This is a genomic window from Flavobacterium bizetiae (assembly GCF_024271895.1).
GTDB classification, from domain to species: Bacteria; Bacteroidota; Bacteroidia; order Flavobacteriales; family Flavobacteriaceae; genus Flavobacterium; species Flavobacterium bizetiae.
In genome coordinates, this window is record NZ_CP091861.1 from 72,106 (window position 1) to 95,764 (window position 23,659).

Below are 23,659 nucleotides of genomic sequence, written 5' to 3' on the forward strand. Positions count from 1 at the left end.
CATTGCGAGGAACGAAGCAACCGCATTTGCTAAATCAAACTATACATCTTAAGATAGTAAGGTTCCTCAAGAACAAACGATTATCATAACAATTCAAAACATAAAAAATGATTTCTTTTTTAATCTTTTTAGGCGTTTTTCTCTTCATGGAATGTGTAACCTGGCTTACGCACAAATACATCATGCACGGACTTATGTGGTATTTTCACGCAGATCACCACCAACCCAAATACGAACATACATTTGAGCGAAACGACATTTTCTTCGTCATATTTGCCATTCCAAGTATTGTACTTTTTTATTTTGGCGTTCAGGGCGGATTCAATTATTTGTTTTTCATCGCTTGCGGAGTCACCACTTACGGCGCTTGTTACTTTTTAATTCACGACGTTTTAATTCACCAACGTTTTAAATGGTTCAAAAACACCAAAAACAAATACCTGATCGGTTTACGAAAAGCGCATAAAATTCACCACAAGCATTTAGGAAAAGAACACGGCGAATGTTTCGGAATGTTATTCGTGCCCTTTAAATATTATAAAATGTAACATTATTTGGGCGTTACCCAAGGGTCGGGCTTTCCGTTCCCGCTTTTTTATGTCAGGCAGAAAAAGCCTGCCACAAAAAGAGCTCCACTGCAATCCCTAACGCAAACGCATCTTAAGAACCAGCTGTAATAATCGATTTTATGAAAGTATATAAACTAGAAACCGTACAACACTTAAACGCCAGTATCGAAAAATGTTGGGACTTTTTCTCAAGTCCGCAAAACCTTAAAACGATCACACCCGACGATATGAGTTTCGTTATTCAGGATTTCGATGGCAAACGCATGTATCCCGGACAAGTGATTACTTATACTTTAAAACCACTTTTAGGCATTACCATCAACTGGATGACGATTATAACCGTTTCTTCAGAAAATCAATATTTTGTAGACGAACAACGTTTTGGCCCCTACGCATTATGGCATCACAAACATTTTTTTGAACCCACAGAAAACGGTACAAAAATGACCGATGTTGTACATTATGCTTTACCCCTTGGTATCTTGGGCCAACTCGCCAATAAAATAATGGTCAGAAATAAACTAAAATCCATTTTTGAATATCGCCACAAAAAAATCGAAGAAATATTCAATTCAAAAGCATAATTATAAAAATATTTGCCACAGATTAAAAGATTAAACAGATTAAGAAATCCTTTAAAAATCTTTTAATCTGTGGCAAAAACAGATTCCATTATAATGACAAAACAAAAAGCAACCTTTTTCTGGTTTCGACGTGATTTACGTCTTGATGATAATATCGGGTTATTCAATGCCCTGCAATCTGATTTTCCGGTAATTCCGTTATTTATTTTTGACGAAGATATCTTAGAAAATCTTCCTAAAGATGATGCGCGTGTTAGTTTTATCTACGATTCACTTCAAAAAATAAATGAAGAATTAAATACAATCGATTCTTCCATCCTAATCAAAAAAGGAAAAACTTTCGACGTTTGGAAATCACTCATAGAAGAATTCGACATTCCACACGTTTTCTTTAATAAAGATTACGAACCATACGCCATAAAACGCGACATGGCCATTGTTGACTTATTACAACAAAACAATATCGAAGCCACTTCCTTCAAAGATCATGTAATCTTCGAAGAAAAAGAAATCACAAAAGCCGATGGACTTCCGTACACGATTTATACGCCATACAAAAACAAATGGCTCGAAAAATACCATCTTTCAGGTCAGGCTCTGGAATACGATACAAAACCTTTACTTGTAAATTTTGCCAAAAACAATTTCAAATTTCCTGAATTAGCTCAAATTGGTTTTGAAAGAAGCGCCATAAAAGTACTTCCGCACAACTTAACTCAAATTGGTAATTATAAAGAAATACGAGACTTTCCAGCTTTAGATGGCACATCCTATCTTTCACCACATTTACGTTTCGGGACGGTGAGTATTCGAAAATTAGTCAATTGGGCGAATAAGAAAAACCAAACTTTTTTAAGCGAGTTAATATGGAGAGAGTTTTTTATCCAGATTCTGTTTAGCTTTCCTAATTGTGTCAATCACAATTTCAAGTCAGCTTACGACGGAATTCAATGGCGTAATAACGAAGACGATTTTAAACGCTGGTGTTCCGGAACTACGGGTTACCCAATGGTCGACGCCGGAATGCGCCAACTTAACGAAACCGGATACATGCACAATCGCGTGCGTATGGTTGTTGCAAGTTTCTTATGCAAACATTTATTGATCAACTGGCAATGGGGCGAAGCTTATTTTGCCGAGAAATTATTAGATTTCGAATTGGCATCAAACGTAGGAAACTGGCAATGGGCAGCAGGAACAGGCTGTGATGCTGCACCTTATTTCAGGGTTTTTAATCCCGAAATTCAACAAAAGAAATTCGACGAAAAAGCAATCTACATCCGCAAATGGATTCCTGAATTTGATTTGGGATATAACGAACCAATGGTCGATCACGCTTTTGCAAGAGATCGCGCGATTGCAACTTATAAGGCGGGAATAATTAAATAAAATTCAAAAAATTTAAATCCCAAATTCCAATGTTTTTCGAAACGTTTAACCACAATTTTATCATCCTGAGGAACGAAGGATCACATTAGAAATTCCGTTCCTAAAAGTAAACCCGACAGGTTTTTAAAACCTGTCGGGTTTGTTATTTCAATAAAGAAAAATTTATAACGTTCAATCTTTGTCGAGTTACAAGTGTGATCTCTCCTTCGTCGAGATGACATACTTTACGGTTAGTTTGCGATAAAAATATCCCAAGAGAAAACCTTTGTCAAAGTTTTAAAACTTTGACAAAGGTGATGTCTACTATTACCCGCAATCTTGTCATCCTGAGGAACGAAGGATCACACTAGAAATTCCGTTCCTAAAAGTAAACCCGACAGGTTTTAAAAACCTGTCGGGTTTGTTATTTTAATAAAGAAAAATTTATAACGCTCAATCTTTGGCGAGTTACGAGTGTGATCTCTCCTTCGTCGAGATGACATATTTTACGGTTACTTTGCGATAAAAATATCCCAAGAGAAAACCTTTGTAAAAGTTTCAAAACTTTGACAAAGGTCTATATATAAAAATCCGCATAAATCCGCGTTTTCGCAATAGCGAATCAGTGTCATCCGTGTGCCATAGATGCAAATACCTAGGAAATAGCTCCTAATACTTCAAATAATTATCAACGACAATCTTCGCTTTCAAATCAAACATTAAATTATACAAACCAAAGAAAGTACGGTTCATGTAAATAAAGTGTTTAGAACCACGATTTCCGTTCATTTTTTTAAGATTGGTATCGTTTGAGAAACGTTCGCCTAATTTGGCAATGCTGTCAAAGAAAGTCTCATCGGCAAAATCGAAAGTTTCGTTTTGAAATGGTTTCGTAAAAAGTGATAGCAAATCATGAAACATCTCAGTAAAATATTCAATTTCTGATGGTGAATCGTCCGGACGAAGAATTTCTAATTCGAACAACTTCTGATTGAAAAGTGCTTTATCTGTAATTACGTTTTTATTGATTAATTCGAAATATGGCACATAAAACTCTTCGGGAATTTTTTTCATACAGCCAAAATCTAATGCAATCAGATTGTTTTGATCGTCGACCAAAAAGTTTCCGGGATGCGGATCGGCATGAACTTTTCTAAGAACATGAATTTGGTACATATAAAAGTCCCAAAGTGCCTGACCCAACTGATCTCCAATTGCTTTATCTGTATTTATTGCCGTGAATTCAGAAAGATGAATTCCCGTCATCCAATCCATTGTGATGATTTTTTCTGAAGAAAACTCCGGATAATAACGTGGAAAAAGTATGTTTTCGATCTTGCTGCAAGCTTCTACAACTTCCTGACTTTGTTGCAACTCAAGTAAATAATTGGTTTCTTCTATGAGTTTATCTTCGACTTCTTTAAAATATTTATCAGAGTCTTTTCCCTGAAGATTGAACATTCTGATCGCGATGGGTTTTACCAAAGCCAAATCTGACGAAATACTATTGGCTACTCCGGGATACTGAATTTTAACGGCTAACTTTTTACCGTCTTTTACTGCCAAATGTACCTGACCAATACTGGCCGCATTTACAGAATTGGCGTTGAATTCATCGAAGATTTCATAAGGCGTTTTACCAAAATTAGTCTTGAAGGTTTTTAAAACCAATGGCGCTGAAAGTGGCGGAACAGAAAATTGCGATAACGAAAATTTCTCGACATACGCCTGAGGCAAAAAGTTTTTGTCCATGCTTAGCATTTGCGCTACTTTTAGCGCGCTGCCTTTTAAACTTTTTAGTCCGTCGTAAATATCCTCGGCGTTGTTTTCGTTCAGTTTATCGCGTGTTAAATCAGGATTTACTATTTTTTCGGCATAATGCTTTACGTAGTTTACCCCTATTTTTGCACCGGTTTGTACTAACTTACTGGCTCTTTCTATTTTTGAGGTTGGGATATAATCGATTGTTTTCATTGTTTGCTGTATATTTTTTCTTTGAACAAGAATTTGCCCAAATCGATAAGGTGATTGAGAGGCGTAACATTCATTAACTCAAATGAAGCATTAACCGATTTTTCGATAAAAATATCTGTTTTCTCAAAAGCCGCTGACTCATCATCGACCCAAAATTTTATAGTGAGCATTAATTGCAGCCAGGTCGATTCCTGAATTCCTTTTTCCTGAAACTTTTGCAATTTTTCCTGTTCTAATCTGTAATCATCAGTCAGGATTTCTGAAACGTATTCTTTAAAACTATTTCGAAGTGTAGTAAGCTGCACTAAGTTTTTTAACGGATTTCGGTCGAATTTTAAAGATTGTAAAACATAACTTCTGTTGGCAGTTAGAATTTCGAAAAAGGTGAAATAAAAACTCAGCATTTTGTTTTTCATATCATATTCGAGATATTCTGAGTTTTTGTTTAACAAATCGATTGTGTTGGCAAAAAATAATCTGAATATTTCTTTTTCCAGACCTTCTAAAGTTCCAAAAAAAACATAAAATTCGGCTTCGGTAAAATTATTTTCTTTAGCGAAATGATAAACCGATTTTGGCTTTTGTCCTTTTTCCAGAACTTCTTCCATGTATATTGAAACGATGTCTTCCTTACTGATTGTCTTCTTTTTAGCTTCCATCTTATTATTTTTTTAATTTGCCTTAAAGGTAATCAATGTTTAATTATCTTTACTTATCGTTAAACAGAAGAAGCTGTTAAATAAATTATAAACTATCATGGCAAAAAATATTTTATTAACCGGAGGAACGGGTTTTATAGGCAAACACTTAACCGATTTGCTTATTGCTAATGGTTTTGAGATATCGATTTTAAGCCGCTCTGATAGAAAAAACACTTCTTCGATCACCTACTACAAATGGGATCTTACCCGCAATTATATTGATGAAGAAGCAATATTGAAAGCGGATTACATTATTCATTTGTCCGGCGAAGGAATAGTAGAAAAACGATGGACAAAAAAACGTAAAAAAGAAATTCTCGAAAGCCGCACACAACCTATTGACCTTATTTTTTCGGTGCTTAAGAAAACTAATAAAAAGCTGGATGCTTTTATCTCAGCATCGGCAGTGGGTATTTATGGCGCTTATACCAACCAAAATATATGTACCGAAAATACGACGCCTGCCAATGACTTTTTGGGCATTACTTGCCAGGAATGGGAAAAAGCCGTCGATCAAATCAACACGCTAGGTATTCGAACCGTAAAAGTGAGAACCGGAATTGTTTTGGGTAAAGATGAAGGTTTCCTGAAAAAAGTTGTTCCGAGTTTTAAAGCTGGTTTTGGCTCTATCTTAGGCACAGGAAAACAATATGTTCCGTGGATTCATATCGAGGATTTATGTAATATTTATTTAAAGGCTATTGTAGACGAGAAAATGTCGGGGCCTTATAATTCCTGCGTGACAGACAATACTACAAACGCCAGTTTATCCAGAATTCTGGCTCAATTATTTGGATACAAAATCTGGCTTCCTAAAGCGCCTGCATTTGTCCTTAAAATAGTTTTAGGCGAAATGAGCGTAGCCGTTTTAGAAGGCCAGAGAGTTTCATCTGAAAAAATACAAAAGATGGGATTTGATTTTCAATTTACTGATTTAGAAAGCGCTCTTATAAGTTGTCTGAATTAAGATCTCATTTTAAAACTCTTTGAGTGTAATTATTTTAACACATAGGATCATAGCCTTTGTAAAGTTATATAAGGCGCTTCACTAGTCCTAACAAACATAGCTCTATGTGTTGAGAAACTAGTTTCTTTTTTATATTCTTTTACACCTCTAAAACCTATGTTTCTATGTGTTAAATTACTTTTTTAGATTACATCCAAAAAGTTATTTTAGAGTAAGATACATTTGTTCGTTTGTTTTCACAACCCCTATTAATTCAGTATTGGCCGTTTTAGAAATTTTCGCAGCTATTTCTTCCGGAATTTGTATGTTAAAATCAGAAACAGCAATAGGAAAATCAGACACAATCTGAATTCCGTCTCCTACTCTCTTAATTAAAGCACTTACGATTACATCCTTCGATTTTCCGCGTAACACCAATTTCCCCTTTATTTGATATTGTTTTTCAATTTCATCCACGTTCTTTAAATCAAATTTTTCAATTTTTCCTTTAAAGACAGCTTTAGGATAACGGCGGCTTTGCATGTAGTTTTCGTTAAAATGCTGTTGCATCATGTCTAGTTTAAAACGAAAATCTTTCACAATCACAGTACAAATAAATGTACTTGTTTTAGGTTCCAGGATAATGGCAACCTGTCTGTTTACAGCTTTTACTTCTTCGAAGAAAGGTACAGAAGCTTCAAAATTAATAGTTCCTGTGTTGGTGGAAAATTTATCCTGTGCAATAACAGAATAGGCTGTAAATAGCAAAATAAAAAAAGTAGTTTTTTTCATAATCGTCAATAATTAAACAATTATGTCATTCGATTTTTTTTATTTTAAGAAGAGAAAAAAACTGGACTTAATATAAGTTTTAAAAAAATTGAATGGCAGTACTCCGTTAAAAAGTGATAACCAAATGTTTACACTTAAAGTTACGAAATTTTAACGGACACGGTTGCCGATTTTTGCCAAATATTTGTGAAATGTTTTCTTTGTTGTAAAAGGTAAAATGTGAGTTGTAAAATGAGAGATGTTGTCCCTACAGGCAATGTCATTAAGTTACTATATTTTAAATTGTGTTCCATCGGAACACTTCATTGGTAGAAAAAAATCCACCGTGAGAAACATCGTCCCATTGGGACGTTTGATCAAACGTTCCTACTGAACGCGAAAAAACGCCGTATTTATTGAACTACTAATGAAATGTTCCGATGGAACAAAGACAAAGTGATGGTATATTATCACAAATTATTTACCCTTGTACTTCAGTACAAATCTCAATTAAAAAACCGTCAACATCCCTAACATAGGCTACAATTTGTCCCCATGGTTTTTGTGTTGGTTCTTTTATTAAAACCGCACCAAAAGAAGTTGATTTTTGTACCAGCTCGCCAACATTATCTGTAATAAACCCTAATTCGATTGCAAAAGGTTTGTCTTCTAAAGTGCTTTCTATAAAACCATCTGGTAGATTTTGGGCAGCTAATTTTTTCGAAGCAAATGAAATTGTAGTTTCGCCGGTACTTAATTCTCCGTAATCATTTTCAGGAGTTACAAATTTTCTTGAAAAGCCAAATACATTTTCATAAAACGAAACTGACTTTTCTACATCTTCTACATATAATATTGTATATCCAAACTTTACCATATTTATTACTTTTAAGTGAGAGAATTATTCTAGCTAATTTCTAATAATACGTTGTATTTAGCTAAACCTGCTAAATCTTCAATAGAGCTTACATTGGTTACTTTTTCGTGTTCTTCGACCTCTTTTCTAAGTTCAATATGTTTAATTGCTTTTCTAAAACGACGAACTTCATCAAGGTTAGATAAAATCAATCCCGGTACAGGAACACTTTTTCCGTCTTTATCTTTAGCCACCATAGTAAAATAAGAGGAATTACAATGTTTAATTGCTCCAGTCTGAATATTTTCGGCTTCAACACGAATACCCACAACCATTGAGCTTCGACCCACATAATTTACAGAAGCTTTCATCGTTACCAATTCACCAACCTCGATTGGTTTTAGAAAATTCACCGTATCAACAGACGCTGTTACACAGTAATTTCCTGAAAATTTTGAAGCAGAAGCAAATGCAATCTGATCCAGTAATTGCAAAATATAACCTCCGTGAATTTTACCACTAAAGTTAGTATGCGATGGAAGCATTAACTCCGAAATACTGATTTTTGATGAAGAAACTGGTTTAAAATCTGTTGTCATGTTTAAGTTTTATAGGGTATATAATTTATTTTGTTTGGGATCAATTTTAGTTCAATAATGAATTTTCATCTTCATTTGCGGCTCTTGCAACTATATTTTCAGGAAGTGACTTTTTAGCCTTTGCTCCCATTTTCTTCAATTTTTCGACACTTGAAATTAAATTTCCTCTACCATCAACGAGTTTGCTCATGGCGTTTTCATATTCGGTTTTAGTGTCTTTTATTTTGTTTCCAATTCTAACAAGATCGCTAACAAAACCTTCAAACTTATCGTATAATGCTCCGGCTTGTCTGGCAATTTCGAAAGCATTTTCCTGTTGTTTCTGGTTCGCCCACATACTATCAATCGTTCTTAAAGTCGCCAGCAAAGTACTAGGAGTTACAATTACAATATTACGGTCAAATGCTTTGTTATAAAGCGCTGAATCTTCGTTTAAAGCAATGGCAAAGGCGGGTTCTATCGGAATAAAAAGCAACACAAAATCAGGACTTTCTATCTGGTATAAATCATGATAATTTTTATTGCCCAATTGTTCTACGTGTCTTTTTATAGAATTTACGTGTTCTTTTAAATACTCTATTTTAAGAATTTCAGATTCTTCGTTAATCCATCTTTCGTAAGCAACCAGAGAAACTTTAGAATCAACAATCATTTTTTTACCATCCGGCAAATTGATTACAACATCAGGAAAAACACGATTGCCTTCGTTATTGGTAAAACTTTGCTGTACTTCGTATTCTCTTCCTTTTTCTAAACCTGATTTTTCTAAAACACGTTCCAGAACCAGTTCGCCCCAATTTCCCTGCATTTTACTATCGCCTTTTAAAGCTTTTGTCAGGTTTAAGGTTTCTTTGCTCATTTGCGCGTTCATCTCGCTTAAACCTATAATTTGCTGACGAAGTGCTGCATGATAGTCGATACTTTCTTTGTGTGTTTGGTCGACTTTTTTCTCGAATATCTGAATTTTATCCTGCAAAGGCAACAAGATATTTTTCATATTTTCGCTATTTTGTTCGGTAAACTTTGCCGATTTTTCTTCGAGGATTTTATTGGCCAGATTTTCAAATTCTTTGGTGAATTTTTCCTGTAATTCGGTTATTTCGTTTTTTTGTTCTTTATGGCGTTCCCATAAATTTTCGAAATCAACTTCTTTTTTAGAAAGCTGAATCGCTAAACTGTCTTTTTCTGTACGAATGTTTTCTTTTTCAGCAGAAGCTAACTGAGCTTGTTTTTCAAAATTATTTCTTTCCCTTTCATATTGCTCTTTTTGCAATTGCAATTGATTTACAGTGGCACTTAATCGCTCTTCGAGACTGACTTTTTCTGACTGAAATTTAGCCGAAAACAGCAGCTTACCCAAAAAAACGCCCAGAAATAAAGCCACAACAAAAGCCACTAAATAGGGAAGAAAATCGAACATAATTGAATTTATTTTTAAAAAGTAAAAGTAATCAATAATACGAAGTGCTTAATTTTTAAAATCGAAATTTCACATTTTAATACTCAGTCAGAATTTAAAAAACATTCTGAAAATTACTCTTATGTAAAAAAACTTTTTTTTTAACGCAACCATTTCAAAACATGCACATCTACAGTATATATAACCTATTAAAATTTTATTCATGAAAAAATTAATGTTAAGCTTATTGATAGCTTTTGGATTCAGTGCGTGTTCGCTTAATAATGACGATATAAAAACAGATTGCGGACCAACAGAAGAATCAGCATTTACAGGAACTCCTCTTTTATGCGCATACAATGTAAAAGCTTATCCAACTGTTCCAACTTATATATTAGTTAATACAGATGAAAAATTACAGAGTTTCTTTACTAAGCGTGAAGGTGCGAGTGCTTGTCCAAACGCAGGCGATCTAACTATCGATTTTACTAAAAACTATTTAGTGGGTCTTTTCTCAGGTCTTAAAACGACAACAGGTTATGGTATAAAAATAACCGGTATGGTAGAAAACAAATGCGAAATTTTGGTTACGTACTATGAAAAAGCACCACAACCTGGAGAGCCTATTACTTCGACAGTAAACTATCCTAGCGATTTTATCTTAATTCCTAAGACTTCAAAACCAATTCTTTTTAATAAAACAAATGAGAATCCTGACAACATTGTAGTAGGAACTTACTTTAATCAATGTACAGGTGGCACAGATTGCAGAAAATTTTATCAATTGAATGATTATAATATCTTAAAATTCCAAAATGTTGCTGCAAATGGTTTTGATTTTAACCAATATAAATATACTGTAGCAAGCAAAAAAGGAGATTATACATTATTCTTAAAAAGCGTACCTACAGAAATTTTAAATTTAAAAGGACAAACAAAAACTTACGGTACACCAGATGCTGCTAACCAGGGAGGTACTTATTTTGAACTTCGTCAGGCGGGAATTGTAACTAAAATTTTTATTGATAATAACGATACCAGCGATCAGAGTTCTGAGATAAAACTTTTCAAAAAAGCAATTCAGGATAAAGTTGCAGCTCAAAAATAATTAATCATGAAAAAACAATTTTTATTATTGATTGTTGTGTGTTGTCTTTTTTCAACTGCTTATTCAGTAGAATCAACAACCCTGAATTCAGGATCTATCGTCAATACGTGGGTCTGGCAAAAATCGATTGGCGGTGGCAGTAACCCATACACGGCGACTCCTAAAACTATCGGATTTACAAAGAAGGTCGTTTTTACTCATGACGGAAGAGTGATTACTTACAAGAACAATGTAGAAATTAGAAATAGTGCTTATCAAATAGAAAAAGGCAGCAGCTTTTTCGACCAGTCAGAAAATGACCTGATTACTTTTGAGGGCAAGACTTATATCATCGAAAGTCTTGACAATCAAAATCTAACGATTGTGAGCAATAACCAGGATGCGGCCCGTACTATTTTTAAAAGGTAGTTTTATAAGCTTATAAAAACTATTTTTGCAAAACCAAACAATACCACTTTTTTGAAAGACGATTTAGAAAAATACATTCTACTGTGCATAAAAAATGACAGAGAGGGACAACTGAAAATTTATCAGTTGTTCTCTCCTGTTTTATATGGTATTTGCCTAAAGTACATGAAGAATGAAGATGATGCAAAAGATGTTTTTCAGGAAGCTTTTGTAATTGTCTTTCAAAAAATAAGTCAATATAAATTTGAAGGAAGTTTTGAAGGATGGCTAAAACGTATCTTCATAAACAAACTAATCGAAACTTTAAATAAAAAGAAAAAAGAAAGTTTCTTTTTGGATGTTTTTGATCCTGATACTGATTTTGTCGAAGAGGAAGAATTAGAAACTCTCCCCATTGAACAGGAAAAACTACTAGAATATATTCGCGATTTACCTGATCAATACCGAACGGTTTTTAACTTGTATGTTTTTGAAAAAATGAAACATCGGGAAATTGCAGAATTATTAAACATTTCAGAAGGAACTTCAAAATCAAATTTAAATAGGGCCAAGCACATTTTGCAAAAAAAAATACTGAGCATAAAAAATTTTAAAATAGCATGAAAAAGCAAAATATAGAAGATATTTTTTCATCAATGGAAGACTTTTCAAGTGTTCCGCCTCCTGAATTATGGGGCGAAATTGAGAAGAAATTAGACAAACCTAAAAAGAAGAAAAGGGTTATTCTTTGGTGGTCGGCTGCGGCATGCTTGTTATTAGGCTTACTGCTCCCTTCTGTTTTACATTTTACATCGAATTCAGGAATTAAAACCATAAAAATTGATTCTCAGCAAAATAATAGTGTGGTTCTTGACGAGCAAAAAAATAATTCTGGTACAGATAGCACAATCCTAGATGAGAAAAACAAATCAGAAAAAATGGTTACTGAGAAAGAATCTGATGTTGTTAATGACAATTCATCGCTAAAAGAAAAGGCTAATCAACCTCAACATTCTCAAAAAAATCAAAATCAAAAAACGGCAATTGCTCATACAGACTCAAAAAACACTAATAATACTGGTAGTTTAAATTCAAAAGCAAATACTGAAAAACCAAACAACAATCAGGCTGTAGCCGAAAAAACATTTGTTACGGATCCTAAAAACGGATTTAATTCTGATTCGCAACATCAAATGGCAAATGCGGATAAAAATGTTTCGAATCAAACCTCAACCGAAAAAACTAATTTTTCAGGTAAAGCAACTAATCCAAATACTAAAGTTCAACCTTTAAGCGATAAGAAATATTCGAACAAAGCGTTGGCTGAAAAAACTTTGGCTCCGGCTAAAACAAACGGATTTAATTCAGTTGCTAAAAGTCAGATGGCTAATGCAGATAAAAAAGCCAGCGATCAGATCTTAGCCGAAAAAACGTTTTCTGCGGGTAAAGTCAATCCGTTTAATCCAAGCTCAAAAAATCAAGTATCGAAATCAATTTTTGACCATCAACCGACTTCAAAAAACAATAATGCTATTGCCCTGAATCCTACATTATCAAATGTAAATAGCAATCAAAAAGCATTGTACGAAAGTCAGGCAAAACAAAACAATGTTGCTTTATCATCAGAAAAACAATTGGCTACTAATCAAAAAAGCAATTCGAAGTTTAATGATGTTTTAAGCAAAAAAGATTCTGCACAACTGGCAGAACTTCAAAATTTAGAAAAAGGTATACTTCCTGATGAGAAAAAAGAAAGCAAAAATAGACTTGCTGCCAACGATGAAAAATGGGCGGTTGAAGTTTTTGCCGGAGTTGCCAGTTCTGAAAATTATAAAAACGAAAAAACGCTGGGCAATACAAATGACTCCAGACAAAGTAATAGTTATGGAGTAAAAACCAAATATAAAATCAACAAGAAATGGGCTGTTGCGTCTGGTTTAAAAATCAATGAATTAGGACAAAGCGTTGCCAATGTTTCGTACATAAGTGCAAAAAACAATGCATTTTTTAGTTCAAGCGACTATTTTAATCAAAGTGCTTCTGCGGCTTTATCAGCTCCTATTACGGCCAATGATAATTATGTGTTTGTTCCTAATTCGACCAGCGATGCATTCAAGCAAAATAATATCGAAAACAACAATCTTAAGAATGGTAATCTCGATCAAAACTTGCGATATATTGAAATGCCTTTAGAGGTTTCGTATGCTATTTTTAGTATGAAGAGAGCCAGTATCAATTTAAATACCGGTGGTTTTGTAGGGAAACTGATTTCTAATAATGTAGCATTAGATGGTAATTCGATTGGCCAGAACGTAAATGCAAACGATTATGTTTATGGTTCTACATTAAGTAGTACTTTGCAGTATCGTGTTTATAAAAAAACAAATGTTTTTATTGAACCGGCTATGAATTATTACATCAATCCTTTAAGCAATCAATCGTTTAATCAATTTCAATGGGGATTAAATTTTGGTTTGAATGTTTCTTTTTAACGTTCTTTTTATGGTAATTTTACCTAAAATAACTTAATAGAAATTTCCCTAAAATGACAATCAAAAACAATTGGAACGATCAAAAATCACCATCTGAAGATTTAATCATTGCCAAAGAAACAGTTTATGATTGTTGTAATTTTGAAATTACTGCACCTGAGCCAGAATCTGAAAGTGCCGATTATGAAGCTTATCGTTTTTATTTGAACGGAAAGTCTATTTGCTACAGAAAAGCGAAAATAACACCCACAAAAGCCGGACAGTTTGTAACCTTATGGAAACGCAATACAACCGGAATTATAGCACCTTTTGATTTTTTGGATGCTATTGATTTTGTAATAATTAGTGTTCGAAAAGATCATTTACTGGGACAATTTATTTTTCCTAAAAGTATTTTGCTGGAAAAGGGAATCTTTTCTACAGCCACTAAAGAAGGAAAAAGAGCCACAAGAGTTTATCCGCCTTGGGATGAAACAACAAATCAGCAAGCTCAAAAAACACAAAAATGGCAACTGGAGTATTTCTACGAAATAACACCTAACCCAAATTTAAATACAATTAAGGCTTTATTTTAAAACATAAAAAAAGGCATCCGTAGTTTTTACGGATGCCTTTTATCATAATAAAAAGAAATCAATTTTTAGATCGCTGTATATCCACCATCGGCAATGATGTAACTTCCGGTTGTGAAAGAAGATTTTTCAGAACTTAGAAATACTACTAATTCTGCAATCTCTTCAGCGGTTCCTAAACGATTCATAGGTGCTTTTGCCGCAACGGCATTCATAGCATCTTTATTTAAATTATCTTTTAGTAAAGCTGTTTCGATGTAACCTGGTCCAACAGCATTACAACGAATATTTTTTAGGGCATACTCAGCCGCAATGTTTTTAGTTAATCCTACTACTCCATGTTTTGATGCAGTATAAGCAGGACTAAGCGGCGCTGCAACCTGACCATGTATCGATGCGATATTTACAATACTTCCTCCGCCATTTTTTTCCATTTGCTCTAACTGATATCGGCAGGCATAAAAAACACCGCTTAAATTCAGCGCAATTACTTTATCCCAGGCTTCGGGTTCGTATTCTCCAGTTGGTTTTGCCGGACCTCCCATTCCTGCATTGTTACACGAAATGTCAAGTCGGCCGTATTTTGAGACGGTTACTTCAACCATACGTTTATTGTCGCTTGCGCTTGATGAATCTCCTTTTACAAAAAAAGCTTCTCCACCTTTATCCTTTATAAATTTTACGGTTGCTTCTCCGTGTTCTACGTTAATATCTGAAAGTACTACTTTTGCTCCTTCTCGAGCGTAAGCTTCTGCCACTGCACGTCCAATTCCTGAACCTCCACCGGATACAAAAGCTACTTTGTTTTCTAAAAGTGCCATTTTTAATATATTTTAAATTATACTACAATTTACGAAGAACTATAGGGACGACCAACCTCACAACCGAGTTTAGAATAACATTAACGCCGTTTGCCAATCAAATGTTATTTTAGATAAAAAGCCCTAAAATCAGGGATTTTTTTAGTATTTAAAGATAGCATCTACTCTTCGTCTAATTTCATATTTCCGCGATCTTCATGACTTTCCGGATCAGAATTAGGATAACGATTGGGCGTGATATCAGAATTTCGGTCTTTATTCTCTACCGTTTTTTTAGCTTCTTCATCTGATGCTACTCCTCTATTGGCATTTGCGCCTTTAGATTTCCCATCATCTTTTACTTCTTTGATGTCTTCATTTTCGTTGCGGGCTCTTTCAACTACTTTTTTGTTTCCTTCAGTATCTGTAACGACTTCTTTTTTTAAATTCGGATCATCTGATTTTCCATCATGCGAAATGTTTTTCCCTTTAGATTCATCTATATTTTTTTGTACTCCATTTATCTTTTTCGATCCTAAATTATTAGTTTCCATAATTTTGTATTTTAGTGTTAGTCTTATAATATTACGAATTCTATAGCGGAAAAGTAAGCTCTTTAACATTGCTTTTGGTTTCTTCAATAATTCTAAAAATCAAACTCAAAATAAATAACAATATCATTTTCAAAACGTTAACCCAGCATTATCGTAAATTAGATGCTAAAATTCAAAAAACTCATATTATGAACTTTTTCAAAATCAAAACCACCTGGACTAATGCTGAGTTTATTATAATAAAGTTATGTATCGCTTCAGCTTATCTTTTCATTGGAAGTTACTTTCATAATTTCATCAAAGATTATTACGTGCCTTTATTGGTGATTTTTGTGGTAACGGTAATTTGGTTCGTGTATTTATGGTTGAAGAAAATGAAAAACGAATGATCATAATAAGTTGGAATTACTTCTGAAACAAAACTATCTTTGCAGTCAAAAAATACGGCATGCATCAACATTTTATTTTTTTTAAACCTTACGGCTATCTGAGTCAATTTATTTATGAATTGAAAAGAAAGAAAAAACTTTTAGGAGAATTACACGATTTTCCGGAAGGGACAATGGCCATTGGCAGACTTGACGAAGATTCTGAAGGATTGCTTTTACTCACAACCGACGGAAAAGTGAGCGAGCAAATAAGAAGCAAAAAAGTTGACAAAGAATATTATGTTCAGGTTGATGGTGTAATTACTCCTGAAGCGATTGAAGAATTGCAAAAAGGTGTCGAAATTGGTTTTGATGGAGGCAAATACAAAACCAAACCCTGCTCTGCTTTTATAGTAACTGAAATTCCTGATTTTGGGCCAAGGGCTAAAAAAATACGCGACGAACGACACGGGCCAACTTCGTGGGCATCGATAACGGTAAATGAAGGAAAATTTCGTCAGATTCGAAAAATGACTGCCGCAGTTGGTTTTCCTACTTTAAGATTGGTTCGCGTTCGTATAGGAAATGTATATTTGCAGGACTTAAAAGCGGGAGAAGTTCGAGAAGTTGATCATTTTTAATTAGATAATTTGGCAATTAGATAATTTAGATAATTTTTGGAAACTCAATAACTTATAACTCATAATTCATAACTCAAAAAAATGCTAAACGTTGTTCTTGTAGAACCTGAAATACCAAATAACACTGGAAATATTGGAAGATTGTGTGTGGGTACTGAAAGTAGATTGCACTTAATTCATCCGTTTGGATTTGTTATTAATGATAAAAACCTGAAACGTTCGGGATTGGATTATTGGGTACATCTTGATGTTACTGAATATCAAAATATAGAAGAATGGATCGCAAAGATTCCGGACCAGTCACGTGTTTTCCTGATGAGTTCTCATGCTGAAAAATCATATCTTGAAACTGATTTTCAGGATGGAGACTGGTTGGTTTTTGGGAAAGAAAGTGTTGGTTTAAGCAAGGAAGTTTTGGCTCGTTTTGAAAATCATTTAACGATTCCAATGTCGAAATTAATCAGAAGTTTTAATATCGCGAATTCTGTAGCTTTTGTGGTTGGTGAAGCTAAAAGACAAATTGGGTTGAAGGTTTAAGATATAATTGTAAGCTCCGGAGGAGTGTTATATTTATAGTTCACATTAAATTTCTGACGCGAAGCTCCAGCGGAGCGATATATATTTCACCCCTACGCGGCTCTATTAAATGTGATTTGAATTTCTATAAAATAACGTCCCGCTGGGACTTCCAACAATTAAGTAATTATAAACTTGCCTTTCTCCGCATCAAAAACGATGTGTTCGTCTTTGAACAAATTTGCAAAACTTCCGTTTGAAATTAAATGACAAGGTTCATCCTGAACAATTATTTCCGGTGTCATTATGATCATTTCGTCGCTTAACTGAATCGCCAAATCGATATCATGTGTCGAAAACAAAATACATTTTTGGGTTTCCTGTGTGAGCTTTTTCAGTAATTTAAACAACGAAACTTTGTGCAGTAAATCGAGATGTGTTGTGGGTTCATCCAGAATAATAAGCGGGGTATCTTGTGCCAAAGCTCTTGCGATTAATACTTTTTGCAATTGTCCGTCGCTAATTTCGAAATGTTTTTTTTGTGCCAAATGTTCGATTTGAGTCAGCTCTAATGCTTCCTGAACTTTCTCGATGTCGGTTTGGGTCAAAGTGCCTATCCAGTTGGTGTAAGGCTGGCGGCCTAGTGCCACTAACTCGAAAACGGAAAGATTACTTGGCGGTAATTTTTCGGTTAAAACCAAACTTAGATTCTGTGCTAAGTCTAAAGGATTGTAGGTATTGATATTTTTTTCATTCAGAAAAACATTTCCTGATAGTGGTTCCTGAATTCCTGTAATGGTTCGCAATAAAGTCGATTTCCCAATTCCGTTTGCTCCTATTAATGAAATGAGTTTTCCTGCAGACAAGTTCAAATTAAGATTCTCGGCAATAGTCACAGTTTCTTTCTTGGACTTATAGCCAATATTTAGATTTGAAGTTTTTAGGATGGTGCTCATCTTTTTAAGGTGCTAAGGTTCTGAGATGCTAAGTTGCTAAGTTTTTTTTGCTACTCCCGATAGCTAAAGGGATAAATGATTAAAAAAATCTGTGCCCATCTGTTTAATCCGTGTAATCTGTGGCCAAATTTATTTACTGAAAATTTCTTTTTCGCATTAATAAATATACAACAACTGGCGCCCCAATTATTGATGTTATGGCATTAATTGGCAATGTGGTATCTAATCCCGGTAATTGTGATGCTATGTCGCAGAATAGCATGATGATACCACCGTAAAAAAAAGTGCTCCAATATAAAACCGCGTGATTACTCGTTTGAAATGTGAGCTTTGCAATATGCGGAACGGCTAAACCAATAAACGCAATTGGCCCAGCAAAAGCGGTAACGCTTCCGGCTAAAATACTGGTGGCAAATATGATGACCAATCTTGCTTTTTTATAATTTAATCCCATGCTTTTAGCATAGTTTTCACCTAAAAGCAATGCATTTAAAGGTTTGATGCTACTAGCACTTAAAAGCAAACCAAAACTAACACAAACTGCTAAAATCGAAATAGATGTCCAGGAGAGATTTCCTAAGCTTCCTAATGACCAAAAGGTAAATTTTTGCAATTGTTCTGCCGAACTAAAATAAGTTAAAACCCCAACAATCGCGCTGGTAAAACTACCAAACATAAGTCCTACAATTAAAATTGCCATCGTGTTTCGCAAGCGTTGTGCTACTAACAAAACCAACATTAAAACCAAAACACTTCCTAATGTTGAAGCAAACACGATTCCGTATGGCGATAATAAAACTACGTTTAGAAATGTCGGCAAAAAGCCCGCTCCTAAGATTACAATGGCTACGGCTAAAATTGCTCCGGAACTTAATCCTAAAACATCTGGTCCCGCCAATGGGTTTCGAAATAAGGTTTGCATTAATAGTCCGCTAATAGACAATCCTACGCCTACTAACATTGCTGTAATCGCCTTTGGCAAACGATAATTGATGATAATATATTCCCAAGTCGATTTGCTGGCCTGACCGCCCGTTAAACTCGTATATACTTCTTTGAACGGAATGGTGATTGACCCCAAACTAATGTCCAGAAAAAACATAAATAAAAGTGCGAGGGCAAGTACCGAAAACAGGATTATATTTCGTTTTTTATTGATCAATACACTTAATTTAATTTTGATGCAAAAGTAAATTCATAGCTTGGCAATAAGTCAGGATGAAAAATCTTGATATAATCTTTTAGTACTAAATCCGGGCGACTTGGTGCTAATTCATAATAAACGGTTCCACCGGTTGCTCCTACTTTACCTTCGAAAGTATAAACGGTTTTATTTTTAAAAGCATCAAACTGACTGTAATGCGGATTGGTTTTTCCAAATTCTTCTAAGGTTTTGAATGATCCTGAAGCAATCCAGAAATTGGCCGTTTTGGCTTTTACCAATACTTTTTCAAAAGACAAACCTTCGCTTCCGGTTCCTTTTAAGTCTGACCATAAATAATTGGCCTGAGCATCTTTCATAAACTGAGCAACCCAACTATTTCCTTTGGCTACATACCAAACATCTTCATACATAGAACCATATAAAACAGTTGAAGTCGCAGGTTTATCAGCTACTAATTTTTTGGCCTGATCGTAGCTTAAAACAATTTTATCAAACAATTCTTTAGCCTTGTCTTCTTTACCAAATAAAGCTCCGTAAAGTTTGATCCATTCTGCTTTTCCTAAAGGAGATTGCTCCATCCAATCGGCCTGGATCAATACGTTTAGTCCGCTTTTCTTTAAATTATCCAATGTTGGATTGTTGTTGTCTACACCAAAAGTTACAATCAGATCCGGAGATAATTCGATTAATTGCTCGATGTTTAATTTTTCGTTTTCACCTACATTTTTAACGGAGCCTTTGTCGATTAAAGCTCTTGTTTTTTCTGAGGAAACGTAATCAGTATGAGGAAAACCAATCAATTTATCTTCTATTTCTAACATTTCAAGAAACGGAATATTGGTTGTTGAAGTTACCACAACAGATTCTAAAGGCACTTTTATGGTGGTGTATTTTTGTAAACTGTCCGGAACTTTAGCTTCTTTTTCTTTTAGGACATAAGTAAATTTTGCATTGGCATTTGGCCATGGTTCTGTTACGGTTACTACTGAATATCCTTCGTGTTTAACAATAGAAAGCCCGGATGCATATTCGATACTATTTTTTGCATTAGTATCTTTTGCAACGGTTTCAGTCTCATTTTTTTTACATCCAACAAGAAGAAAAAGAGGTAAAATAAAAATTAATTTAGGGAATAATTTTTTCATATATAGGTTATCTTATTTTAAGGAATAGTTTTTGATTTCTGGATTTCGACATTTAATTTAAATCATCACCATTTCGTAATTTGCATTTTGATAGTGACAAAGGTAAGGCAATTTCTATTTTTTTTATTTATCTTTATTCTTACAAAAAGCAATAAATACTACATTTAACCTATGAATAGCATAAAAACAAAAGTTTGTTCCAGCTGTGAATCTTCTTTTACTTGTGGAGATATTTCAGCAGAAAGCAAATGTTGGTGCAATGATTTCCCTCCTATTTTTAACCTTTCTGATGGTGGCGATTGCCTTTGTCCGGTTTGCTTTAAAGAAGCTTGCGAAGACAAAATTGATGCTTATGTAGAAACGATTACGCCTCAAAAAGCGCTTAAAAACAAAGCCATAACTTTACCCAAACAAGAAAAACTAATTGAAGGAATTGATTATTATATCGAAAATGGAAATTATGTTTTTAAAACCTGGTTTCACTTAAAAAGAGGTTCTTGCTGCGGAAATGACTGTAGACATTGCCCTTATTAAATTGTTATGAGTTATGAATTATTAGTGATAAATTTATAACTGTTTTTCTACGATTGGTCTTTTGCGTTAGGGATAGTAGCGATATCCTTTTATTTTTTTCTTTAAAAAATAAAAGATATAGTGGATAGCCCGACCGTAGGGAACGCCCTAACAATTTACATTTCACAACTAACAATTCACAATTAAAATGATTTACTTAATTACCGGAGGTGAGCGATCAGGAAAAAGCAGTTATGCTCAAAACTTGGCGTTGCAACTTTCAAATTCGCCTATTTATGTGGCAACGGCGAGAAAATGGGATGCTGATTTCCAGAACAGAATCGATCGTCATCAGCAAGAACGTGATGAACGATGGACGAATATTGAAGAGGAAAAATATTTAAGTAAAATTGATTTTACCGGAAAAGTAGCGCTGATCGATTGTGTGACGCTTTGGTTAACCAACTTTTTTACTGACCATCAATATGATGTGAATTTAAGTCTGGAAGAAGCTAAAAAAGAATTTCTTTCGATCGCGAATCAGGAAAATGCTACCTTAATTATTGTAACCAACGAAATTGGAATGGGCGTTCATGCCGAAACTCACATTGGCAGAAAATTTACCGAATTGCAAGGCTGGATGAATCAGTTTTTGGCATCTAATGCTGATGAAGTGGTGTTGATGGTTTCTGGAATTCCAGTTAAAATTAAATAATTAAATTCCAAAACTGGAGAGGAAATTCCAAACTTTTAAATTCCAAATTCGAACGTGATAGCTTATCTTTACTTAAATCTTTAAATTTTTTAGATTCTTTAATGAGATTTATGTCAAATTGGAATTTGGAATTTAAAAGTTTGGAATTTTCAACCAAATTGGAATTTAACAATGAGTTATTTAGATGATATTTTAAAATCGCGACGAGATACCCGACATTTTACGGCTGATGAAGTTCCGGATGAAGTGATCGAAAAAGCTTTGCAGGCCGGACATTGGGCGCCATCTGTTGGATTGACTGATGCTACGAGGTATTTTATCATTAAATCTAATGAAGTTAAAACGGCGGTAAAGAATCTCTTTTTAGATTATAATAAAAAAGCTGAAGAACTTACTGATAACCCGGAACAAAAAGAACATTATAAATCTTTGAAACTTGAAGCGATTGACGAAGCTCCAATTGGGCTCATTATTGCTTATGACCGATCTGTTCTCAATCAGTTTACGATTGGGACTGTGGGTAGTAACGAAGCAGTGAAATTTAGTTCGGTTTGTGCGGCACAGAATATCTGGCTTTCACTTACCGAACAAGGTTATGGAATGGGTTGGGTTTCGATTTTGAATTATCACCAGTTTAAAAAAATTCTTGATTTACCTGAAAATATTGAGCCGTTGGGTTATTTCTGTATAGGAAAACCGGCAACGAATTATGATAATCAACCGATGTTGCAACAATTGCATTGGAAACAAAAATCTGAAGCTCCGGTTTGTACCGAAATTAAAAATATTACCGAAGATATTCTCTCAGATTTTGATCTGAAAGCTGAAAAACCGACTGAACTTAAACCTGATTTTAGCACACTTTTGCAAGAAAAAATAGATTCTAAAACGAAACCTATTGGTTCTTTGGGCACTTTAGAAACGCTGGCTTATCAGATGGCAACGATTTTTGAAACGCTGAATCCGAAAATAATAAATCCCAATATAATCGTTTTTGCCGCAGATCACGGAATTGCGAATCATGGTGTGAGCGCTTATCCGCAGGATGTTACGCGCCAAATGGTGGGTAATTTTCTGGAAGGCGGTGCGGCGATAAACGTTTTTTGTAATCAGAATGATATTAAATTATCAATTGTTGATGCGGGAGTAAATTATGATTTCCCAACGAATGCCAATTTAATTAATGCCAAAATCGCAAAAGGAACGCAATCATTTTTGCATATTCCTGCCATGAGCGAAACCGAATTGCAATTGTGTTTTGAAAAAGGCAAATCGATTGTTGAAGAAATTGCTCAAACGGGTTCTAACTGCATTGGCTTTGGCGAAATGGGAATTGGAAATACTTCGACAGCTTCGGTTTTAATGAGTCTTTTAACCGATTTGCGTATTGAAGATTGTGTTGGAAAAGGAACAGGAGTTGAAAATGAAAAACTATCTCAGAAGCAGGATATTCTAAAAAGCGCCATTGAAAATTATTCCGGTCAAGCCGAATTAAAACAGCAACTCGCCTATTTTGGAGGTTTCGAAATTATACAAATCGCGAGCGGAATGCTAGCGGCTTACGATAATAAAATGCTGATTCTAGTTGATGGTTTTATTTGCAGCGTCGCTTTTTTGATTGCTTCGAAAATTAATCCTGATATTAAAAACAATGCTATTTTCTGTCATTGTTCTGCCGAAAAAGCGCATGATAAATTATTGAATTATTTAGGTGCAAAACCTATTTTAAATCTGGATTTACGTTTAGGTGAAGGAACGGGCTGCGCAATTGCTTTTCCTATTTTAAAATCGGCAGAGGCATTTTTGAATGATATGGCAAGTTTTGAAAGTGCGGGGGTTAGTAGGAAGTAGAAATAAGTCGCAGTTTTCAGTTTAAAAAAATTCGCCGTAATCTTGTCATTTCGACGAAGGAGAAATCTCCGCGATGAGATTCAATCTTTGTCGAGCTTATTGCGAAGAT

General features: G+C 34.5%; 26 protein-coding genes. 15 read left to right on the top strand and 11 right to left on the bottom strand.

Translation table 11 applies throughout. The annotated features are described in order from the left end of the window. Window positions 1-107: 107 nt before the first annotated feature. From L0669_RS00375 to L0669_RS00385, 3 genes are all read left to right on the top strand, one after another. The gene (locus L0669_RS00375) at window positions 108-548 is read left to right on the top strand and encodes a sterol desaturase family protein (RefSeq protein WP_173971160.1); all 441 of its coding nucleotides are present in this window, start codon (window positions 108-110) and stop codon (window positions 546-548) included. Window positions 549-688: 140 nt separating this feature from the next. After that, complete coding sequence (locus tag L0669_RS00380; RefSeq protein ID WP_263760475.1) at window positions 689-1,153, top strand: SRPBCC family protein; 465 nt, start codon at window positions 689-691, stop codon at window positions 1,151-1,153. A 93-nt stretch (window positions 1,154-1,246) separates the two neighbouring features. After that, on the top strand, window positions 1,247-2,542 hold the full coding sequence (locus L0669_RS00385) for a cryptochrome/photolyase family protein (RefSeq protein ID WP_263760477.1): 1,296 nt from the start codon (window positions 1,247-1,249) through the stop codon (window positions 2,540-2,542). Between the two features lie 648 nt (window positions 2,543-3,190). Here L0669_RS00385 and L0669_RS00390 read toward each other — a convergent pair. Continuing rightward, window positions 3,191-4,495, bottom strand: coding sequence for an ABC1 kinase family protein (locus L0669_RS00390; protein ID WP_263760479.1), 1,305 nt, complete (start codon window positions 4,493-4,495; stop codon window positions 3,191-3,193). Then, entirely contained in the window at window positions 4,492-5,154 is a 663-nt protein-coding gene (locus tag L0669_RS00395) for a TetR family transcriptional regulator C-terminal domain-containing protein (RefSeq protein WP_263760481.1), read from the bottom strand. Before L0669_RS00395 ends, L0669_RS00390 begins: the two co-directional genes overlap by 4 nt. Window positions 5,155-5,251: 97 nt before the next feature. Between L0669_RS00395 and L0669_RS00400 the strand changes: the two genes are divergently transcribed. Beyond that, entirely contained in the window at window positions 5,252-6,163 is a 912-nt protein-coding gene (locus tag L0669_RS00400) for a TIGR01777 family oxidoreductase (RefSeq protein ID WP_263760483.1), read from the top strand. A 201-nt stretch (window positions 6,164-6,364) separates the two neighbouring features. On the opposite strand, the gene L0669_RS00405 is transcribed toward L0669_RS00400, so the two are convergent. The 4 genes from L0669_RS00405 to L0669_RS00420 form a co-directional block, all read right to left on the bottom strand. Then, window positions 6,365-6,934: a YceI family protein gene (locus L0669_RS00405; protein ID WP_263760486.1), complete on the bottom strand. Its 570-nt coding sequence runs from the start codon at window positions 6,932-6,934 to the stop codon at window positions 6,365-6,367. A 460-nt stretch (window positions 6,935-7,394) separates the two neighbouring features. Further along, window positions 7,395-7,790: a VOC family protein gene (locus tag L0669_RS00410; protein ID WP_263760488.1), complete on the bottom strand. Its 396-nt coding sequence runs from the start codon at window positions 7,788-7,790 to the stop codon at window positions 7,395-7,397. A gap of 29 nt (window positions 7,791-7,819) precedes the next feature. Further along, window positions 7,820-8,368 (bottom strand): acyl-CoA thioesterase, encoded by a 549-nt coding sequence (locus L0669_RS00415; protein WP_194616748.1) that lies wholly within the window; start codon window positions 8,366-8,368, stop codon window positions 7,820-7,822. A 46-nt stretch (window positions 8,369-8,414) separates the two neighbouring features. Beyond that, window positions 8,415-9,788, bottom strand: a complete 1,374-nt coding sequence (locus L0669_RS00420; protein ID WP_263760490.1) for a DNA recombination protein RmuC — start codon at window positions 9,786-9,788, stop codon at window positions 8,415-8,417. Between the two features lie 202 nt (window positions 9,789-9,990). Between L0669_RS00420 and L0669_RS00425 the strand changes: the two genes are divergently transcribed. The 5 genes from L0669_RS00425 to L0669_RS00445 all read left to right on the top strand — a co-directional run bounded on the left by L0669_RS00425 (window position 9,991) and on the right by L0669_RS00445 (window position 14,329). Then, a complete protein-coding gene (locus tag L0669_RS00425; RefSeq protein ID WP_263760492.1) occupies window positions 9,991-10,875 on the top strand; it encodes a protease complex subunit PrcB family protein in 885 nt (294 codons plus the stop codon). Window positions 10,876-10,881: 6 nt separating this feature from the next. Then, complete coding sequence (locus L0669_RS00430) at window positions 10,882-11,283, top strand: hypothetical protein (protein WP_263760494.1); 402 nt, start codon at window positions 10,882-10,884, stop codon at window positions 11,281-11,283. Between the two features lie 126 nt (window positions 11,284-11,409). After that, window positions 11,410-11,886 (top strand): RNA polymerase sigma factor, encoded by a 477-nt coding sequence (locus tag L0669_RS00435; RefSeq protein ID WP_425250480.1) that lies wholly within the window; start codon window positions 11,410-11,412, stop codon window positions 11,884-11,886. Continuing rightward, window positions 11,883-13,754 carry a hypothetical protein gene (locus L0669_RS00440; RefSeq protein ID WP_263760500.1) on the top strand — a complete coding sequence of 624 codons (1,872 nt, stop codon included), beginning with the start codon at window positions 11,883-11,885 and terminating at the stop codon, window positions 13,752-13,754. Before L0669_RS00435 ends, L0669_RS00440 begins: the two co-directional genes overlap by 4 nt. Before the next feature lie 53 nt (window positions 13,755-13,807). Continuing rightward, on the top strand, window positions 13,808-14,329 hold the full coding sequence (locus L0669_RS00445) for a MepB family protein (protein WP_263760502.1): 522 nt from the start codon (window positions 13,808-13,810) through the stop codon (window positions 14,327-14,329). Window positions 14,330-14,394: 65 nt separating this feature from the next. Here L0669_RS00445 and L0669_RS00450 read toward each other — a convergent pair whose 3' ends face one another. Beyond that, window positions 14,395-15,147: an SDR family NAD(P)-dependent oxidoreductase gene (locus L0669_RS00450; protein ID WP_263760504.1), complete on the bottom strand. Its 753-nt coding sequence runs from the start codon at window positions 15,145-15,147 to the stop codon at window positions 14,395-14,397. Window positions 15,148-15,308: 161 nt separating this feature from the next. After that, the gene (locus tag L0669_RS00455; RefSeq protein ID WP_173971142.1) at window positions 15,309-15,680 is read right to left on the bottom strand and encodes a hypothetical protein; all 372 of its coding nucleotides are present in this window, start codon (window positions 15,678-15,680) and stop codon (window positions 15,309-15,311) included. A gap of 188 nt (window positions 15,681-15,868) precedes the next feature. On the opposite strand from L0669_RS00455, the gene L0669_RS00460 reads away from it, so the two are divergent. The 3 genes from L0669_RS00460 to L0669_RS00470 all read left to right on the top strand — a co-directional run bounded on the left by L0669_RS00460 (window position 15,869) and on the right by L0669_RS00470 (window position 17,226). Continuing rightward, complete coding sequence (locus L0669_RS00460) at window positions 15,869-16,069, top strand: hypothetical protein (protein ID WP_263760506.1); 201 nt, start codon at window positions 15,869-15,871, stop codon at window positions 16,067-16,069. 59 nt (window positions 16,070-16,128) lie between these two features. Then, window positions 16,129-16,689, top strand: a complete 561-nt coding sequence (locus L0669_RS00465) for a pseudouridine synthase (RefSeq protein WP_263760508.1) — start codon at window positions 16,129-16,131, stop codon at window positions 16,687-16,689. A gap of 81 nt (window positions 16,690-16,770) precedes the next feature. Further along, entirely contained in the window at window positions 16,771-17,226 is a 456-nt protein-coding gene (locus L0669_RS00470; RefSeq protein WP_263760510.1) for a tRNA (cytidine(34)-2'-O)-methyltransferase, read from the top strand. Between the two features lie 158 nt (window positions 17,227-17,384). On the opposite strand, the gene L0669_RS00475 is transcribed toward L0669_RS00470, so the two are convergent. The 3 genes from L0669_RS00475 to L0669_RS00485 all read right to left on the bottom strand — a co-directional run bounded on the left by L0669_RS00475 (window position 17,385) and on the right by L0669_RS00485 (window position 20,471). Further along, window positions 17,385-18,161: an ABC transporter ATP-binding protein gene (locus tag L0669_RS00475; protein WP_263760512.1), complete on the bottom strand. Its 777-nt coding sequence runs from the start codon at window positions 18,159-18,161 to the stop codon at window positions 17,385-17,387. Window positions 18,162-18,294: 133 nt separating this feature from the next. Then, window positions 18,295-19,323: an iron ABC transporter permease gene (locus tag L0669_RS00480; RefSeq protein ID WP_263760514.1), complete on the bottom strand. Its 1,029-nt coding sequence runs from the start codon at window positions 19,321-19,323 to the stop codon at window positions 18,295-18,297. A gap of 5 nt (window positions 19,324-19,328) precedes the next feature. After that, entirely contained in the window at window positions 19,329-20,471 is a 1,143-nt protein-coding gene (locus L0669_RS00485; RefSeq protein ID WP_263760516.1) for an ABC transporter substrate-binding protein, read from the bottom strand. Window positions 20,472-20,642: 171 nt separating this feature from the next. On the opposite strand from L0669_RS00485, the gene L0669_RS00490 reads away from it, so the two are divergent. The 3 genes from L0669_RS00490 to cobT all read left to right on the top strand — a co-directional run bounded on the left by L0669_RS00490 (window position 20,643) and on the right by cobT (window position 23,550). Further along, entirely contained in the window at window positions 20,643-21,005 is a 363-nt protein-coding gene (locus L0669_RS00490; protein WP_173971134.1) for a C1orf53 family protein, read from the top strand. Between the two features lie 187 nt (window positions 21,006-21,192). Further along, complete coding sequence (cobU, locus tag L0669_RS00495; RefSeq protein ID WP_263760519.1) at window positions 21,193-21,699, top strand: bifunctional adenosylcobinamide kinase/adenosylcobinamide-phosphate guanylyltransferase; 507 nt, start codon at window positions 21,193-21,195, stop codon at window positions 21,697-21,699. A 171-nt stretch (window positions 21,700-21,870) separates the two neighbouring features. Then, on the top strand, window positions 21,871-23,550 hold the full coding sequence (gene cobT, locus L0669_RS00500; RefSeq protein WP_263760521.1) for a nicotinate-nucleotide--dimethylbenzimidazole phosphoribosyltransferase: 1,680 nt from the start codon (window positions 21,871-21,873) through the stop codon (window positions 23,548-23,550). The last annotated feature ends 109 nt before the right edge of the window (window positions 23,551-23,659 follow it).

Bases quoted from the DNA above. Each gene is read 5' to 3' on its own strand.
- L0669_RS00375 (WP_173971160.1), top strand. From the start codon at position 108: ATGATTTCTTTTTTAATCTTTTTAGGCGTTTTTCTCTTCATGGAATGT.
- L0669_RS00380 (WP_263760475.1), top strand. From the start codon at position 689: ATGAAAGTATATAAACTAGAAACCGTACAACACTTAAACGCCAGTATC.
- L0669_RS00385 (WP_263760477.1), top strand. From the start codon at position 1,247: ATGACAAAACAAAAAGCAACCTTTTTCTGGTTTCGACGTGATTTACGT.
- L0669_RS00390 (WP_263760479.1), bottom strand. From the start codon at position 4,495: ATGAAAACAATCGATTATATCCCAACCTCAAAAATAGAAAGAGCCAGT.
- L0669_RS00395 (WP_263760481.1), bottom strand. From the start codon at position 5,154: ATGGAAGCTAAAAAGAAGACAATCAGTAAGGAAGACATCGTTTCAATA.
- L0669_RS00400 (WP_263760483.1), top strand. From the start codon at position 5,252: ATGGCAAAAAATATTTTATTAACCGGAGGAACGGGTTTTATAGGCAAA.
- L0669_RS00405 (WP_263760486.1), bottom strand. From the start codon at position 6,934: ATGAAAAAAACTACTTTTTTTATTTTGCTATTTACAGCCTATTCTGTT.
- L0669_RS00410 (WP_263760488.1), bottom strand. From the start codon at position 7,790: ATGGTAAAGTTTGGATATACAATATTATATGTAGAAGATGTAGAAAAG.
- L0669_RS00415 (WP_194616748.1), bottom strand. From the start codon at position 8,368: ATGACAACAGATTTTAAACCAGTTTCTTCATCAAAAATCAGTATTTCG.
- L0669_RS00420 (WP_263760490.1), bottom strand. From the start codon at position 9,788: ATGTTCGATTTTCTTCCCTATTTAGTGGCTTTTGTTGTGGCTTTATTT.
- L0669_RS00425 (WP_263760492.1), top strand. From the start codon at position 9,991: ATGAAAAAATTAATGTTAAGCTTATTGATAGCTTTTGGATTCAGTGCG.
- L0669_RS00430 (WP_263760494.1), top strand. From the start codon at position 10,882: ATGAAAAAACAATTTTTATTATTGATTGTTGTGTGTTGTCTTTTTTCA.
- L0669_RS00440 (WP_263760500.1), top strand. From the start codon at position 11,883: ATGAAAAAGCAAAATATAGAAGATATTTTTTCATCAATGGAAGACTTT.
- L0669_RS00445 (WP_263760502.1), top strand. From the start codon at position 13,808: ATGACAATCAAAAACAATTGGAACGATCAAAAATCACCATCTGAAGAT.
- L0669_RS00450 (WP_263760504.1), bottom strand. From the start codon at position 15,147: ATGGCACTTTTAGAAAACAAAGTAGCTTTTGTATCCGGTGGAGGTTCA.
- L0669_RS00455 (WP_173971142.1), bottom strand. From the start codon at position 15,680: ATGGAAACTAATAATTTAGGATCGAAAAAGATAAATGGAGTACAAAAA.
- L0669_RS00460 (WP_263760506.1), top strand. From the start codon at position 15,869: ATGAACTTTTTCAAAATCAAAACCACCTGGACTAATGCTGAGTTTATT.
- L0669_RS00465 (WP_263760508.1), top strand. From the start codon at position 16,129: ATGCATCAACATTTTATTTTTTTTAAACCTTACGGCTATCTGAGTCAA.
- L0669_RS00470 (WP_263760510.1), top strand. From the start codon at position 16,771: ATGCTAAACGTTGTTCTTGTAGAACCTGAAATACCAAATAACACTGGA.
- L0669_RS00475 (WP_263760512.1), bottom strand. From the start codon at position 18,161: ATGAGCACCATCCTAAAAACTTCAAATCTAAATATTGGCTATAAGTCC.
- L0669_RS00485 (WP_263760516.1), bottom strand. From the start codon at position 20,471: ATGAAAAAATTATTCCCTAAATTAATTTTTATTTTACCTCTTTTTCTT.
- L0669_RS00490 (WP_173971134.1), top strand. From the start codon at position 20,643: ATGAATAGCATAAAAACAAAAGTTTGTTCCAGCTGTGAATCTTCTTTT.
- cobU (WP_263760519.1), top strand. From the start codon at position 21,193: ATGATTTACTTAATTACCGGAGGTGAGCGATCAGGAAAAAGCAGTTAT.
- cobT (WP_263760521.1), top strand. From the start codon at position 21,871: ATGAGTTATTTAGATGATATTTTAAAATCGCGACGAGATACCCGACAT.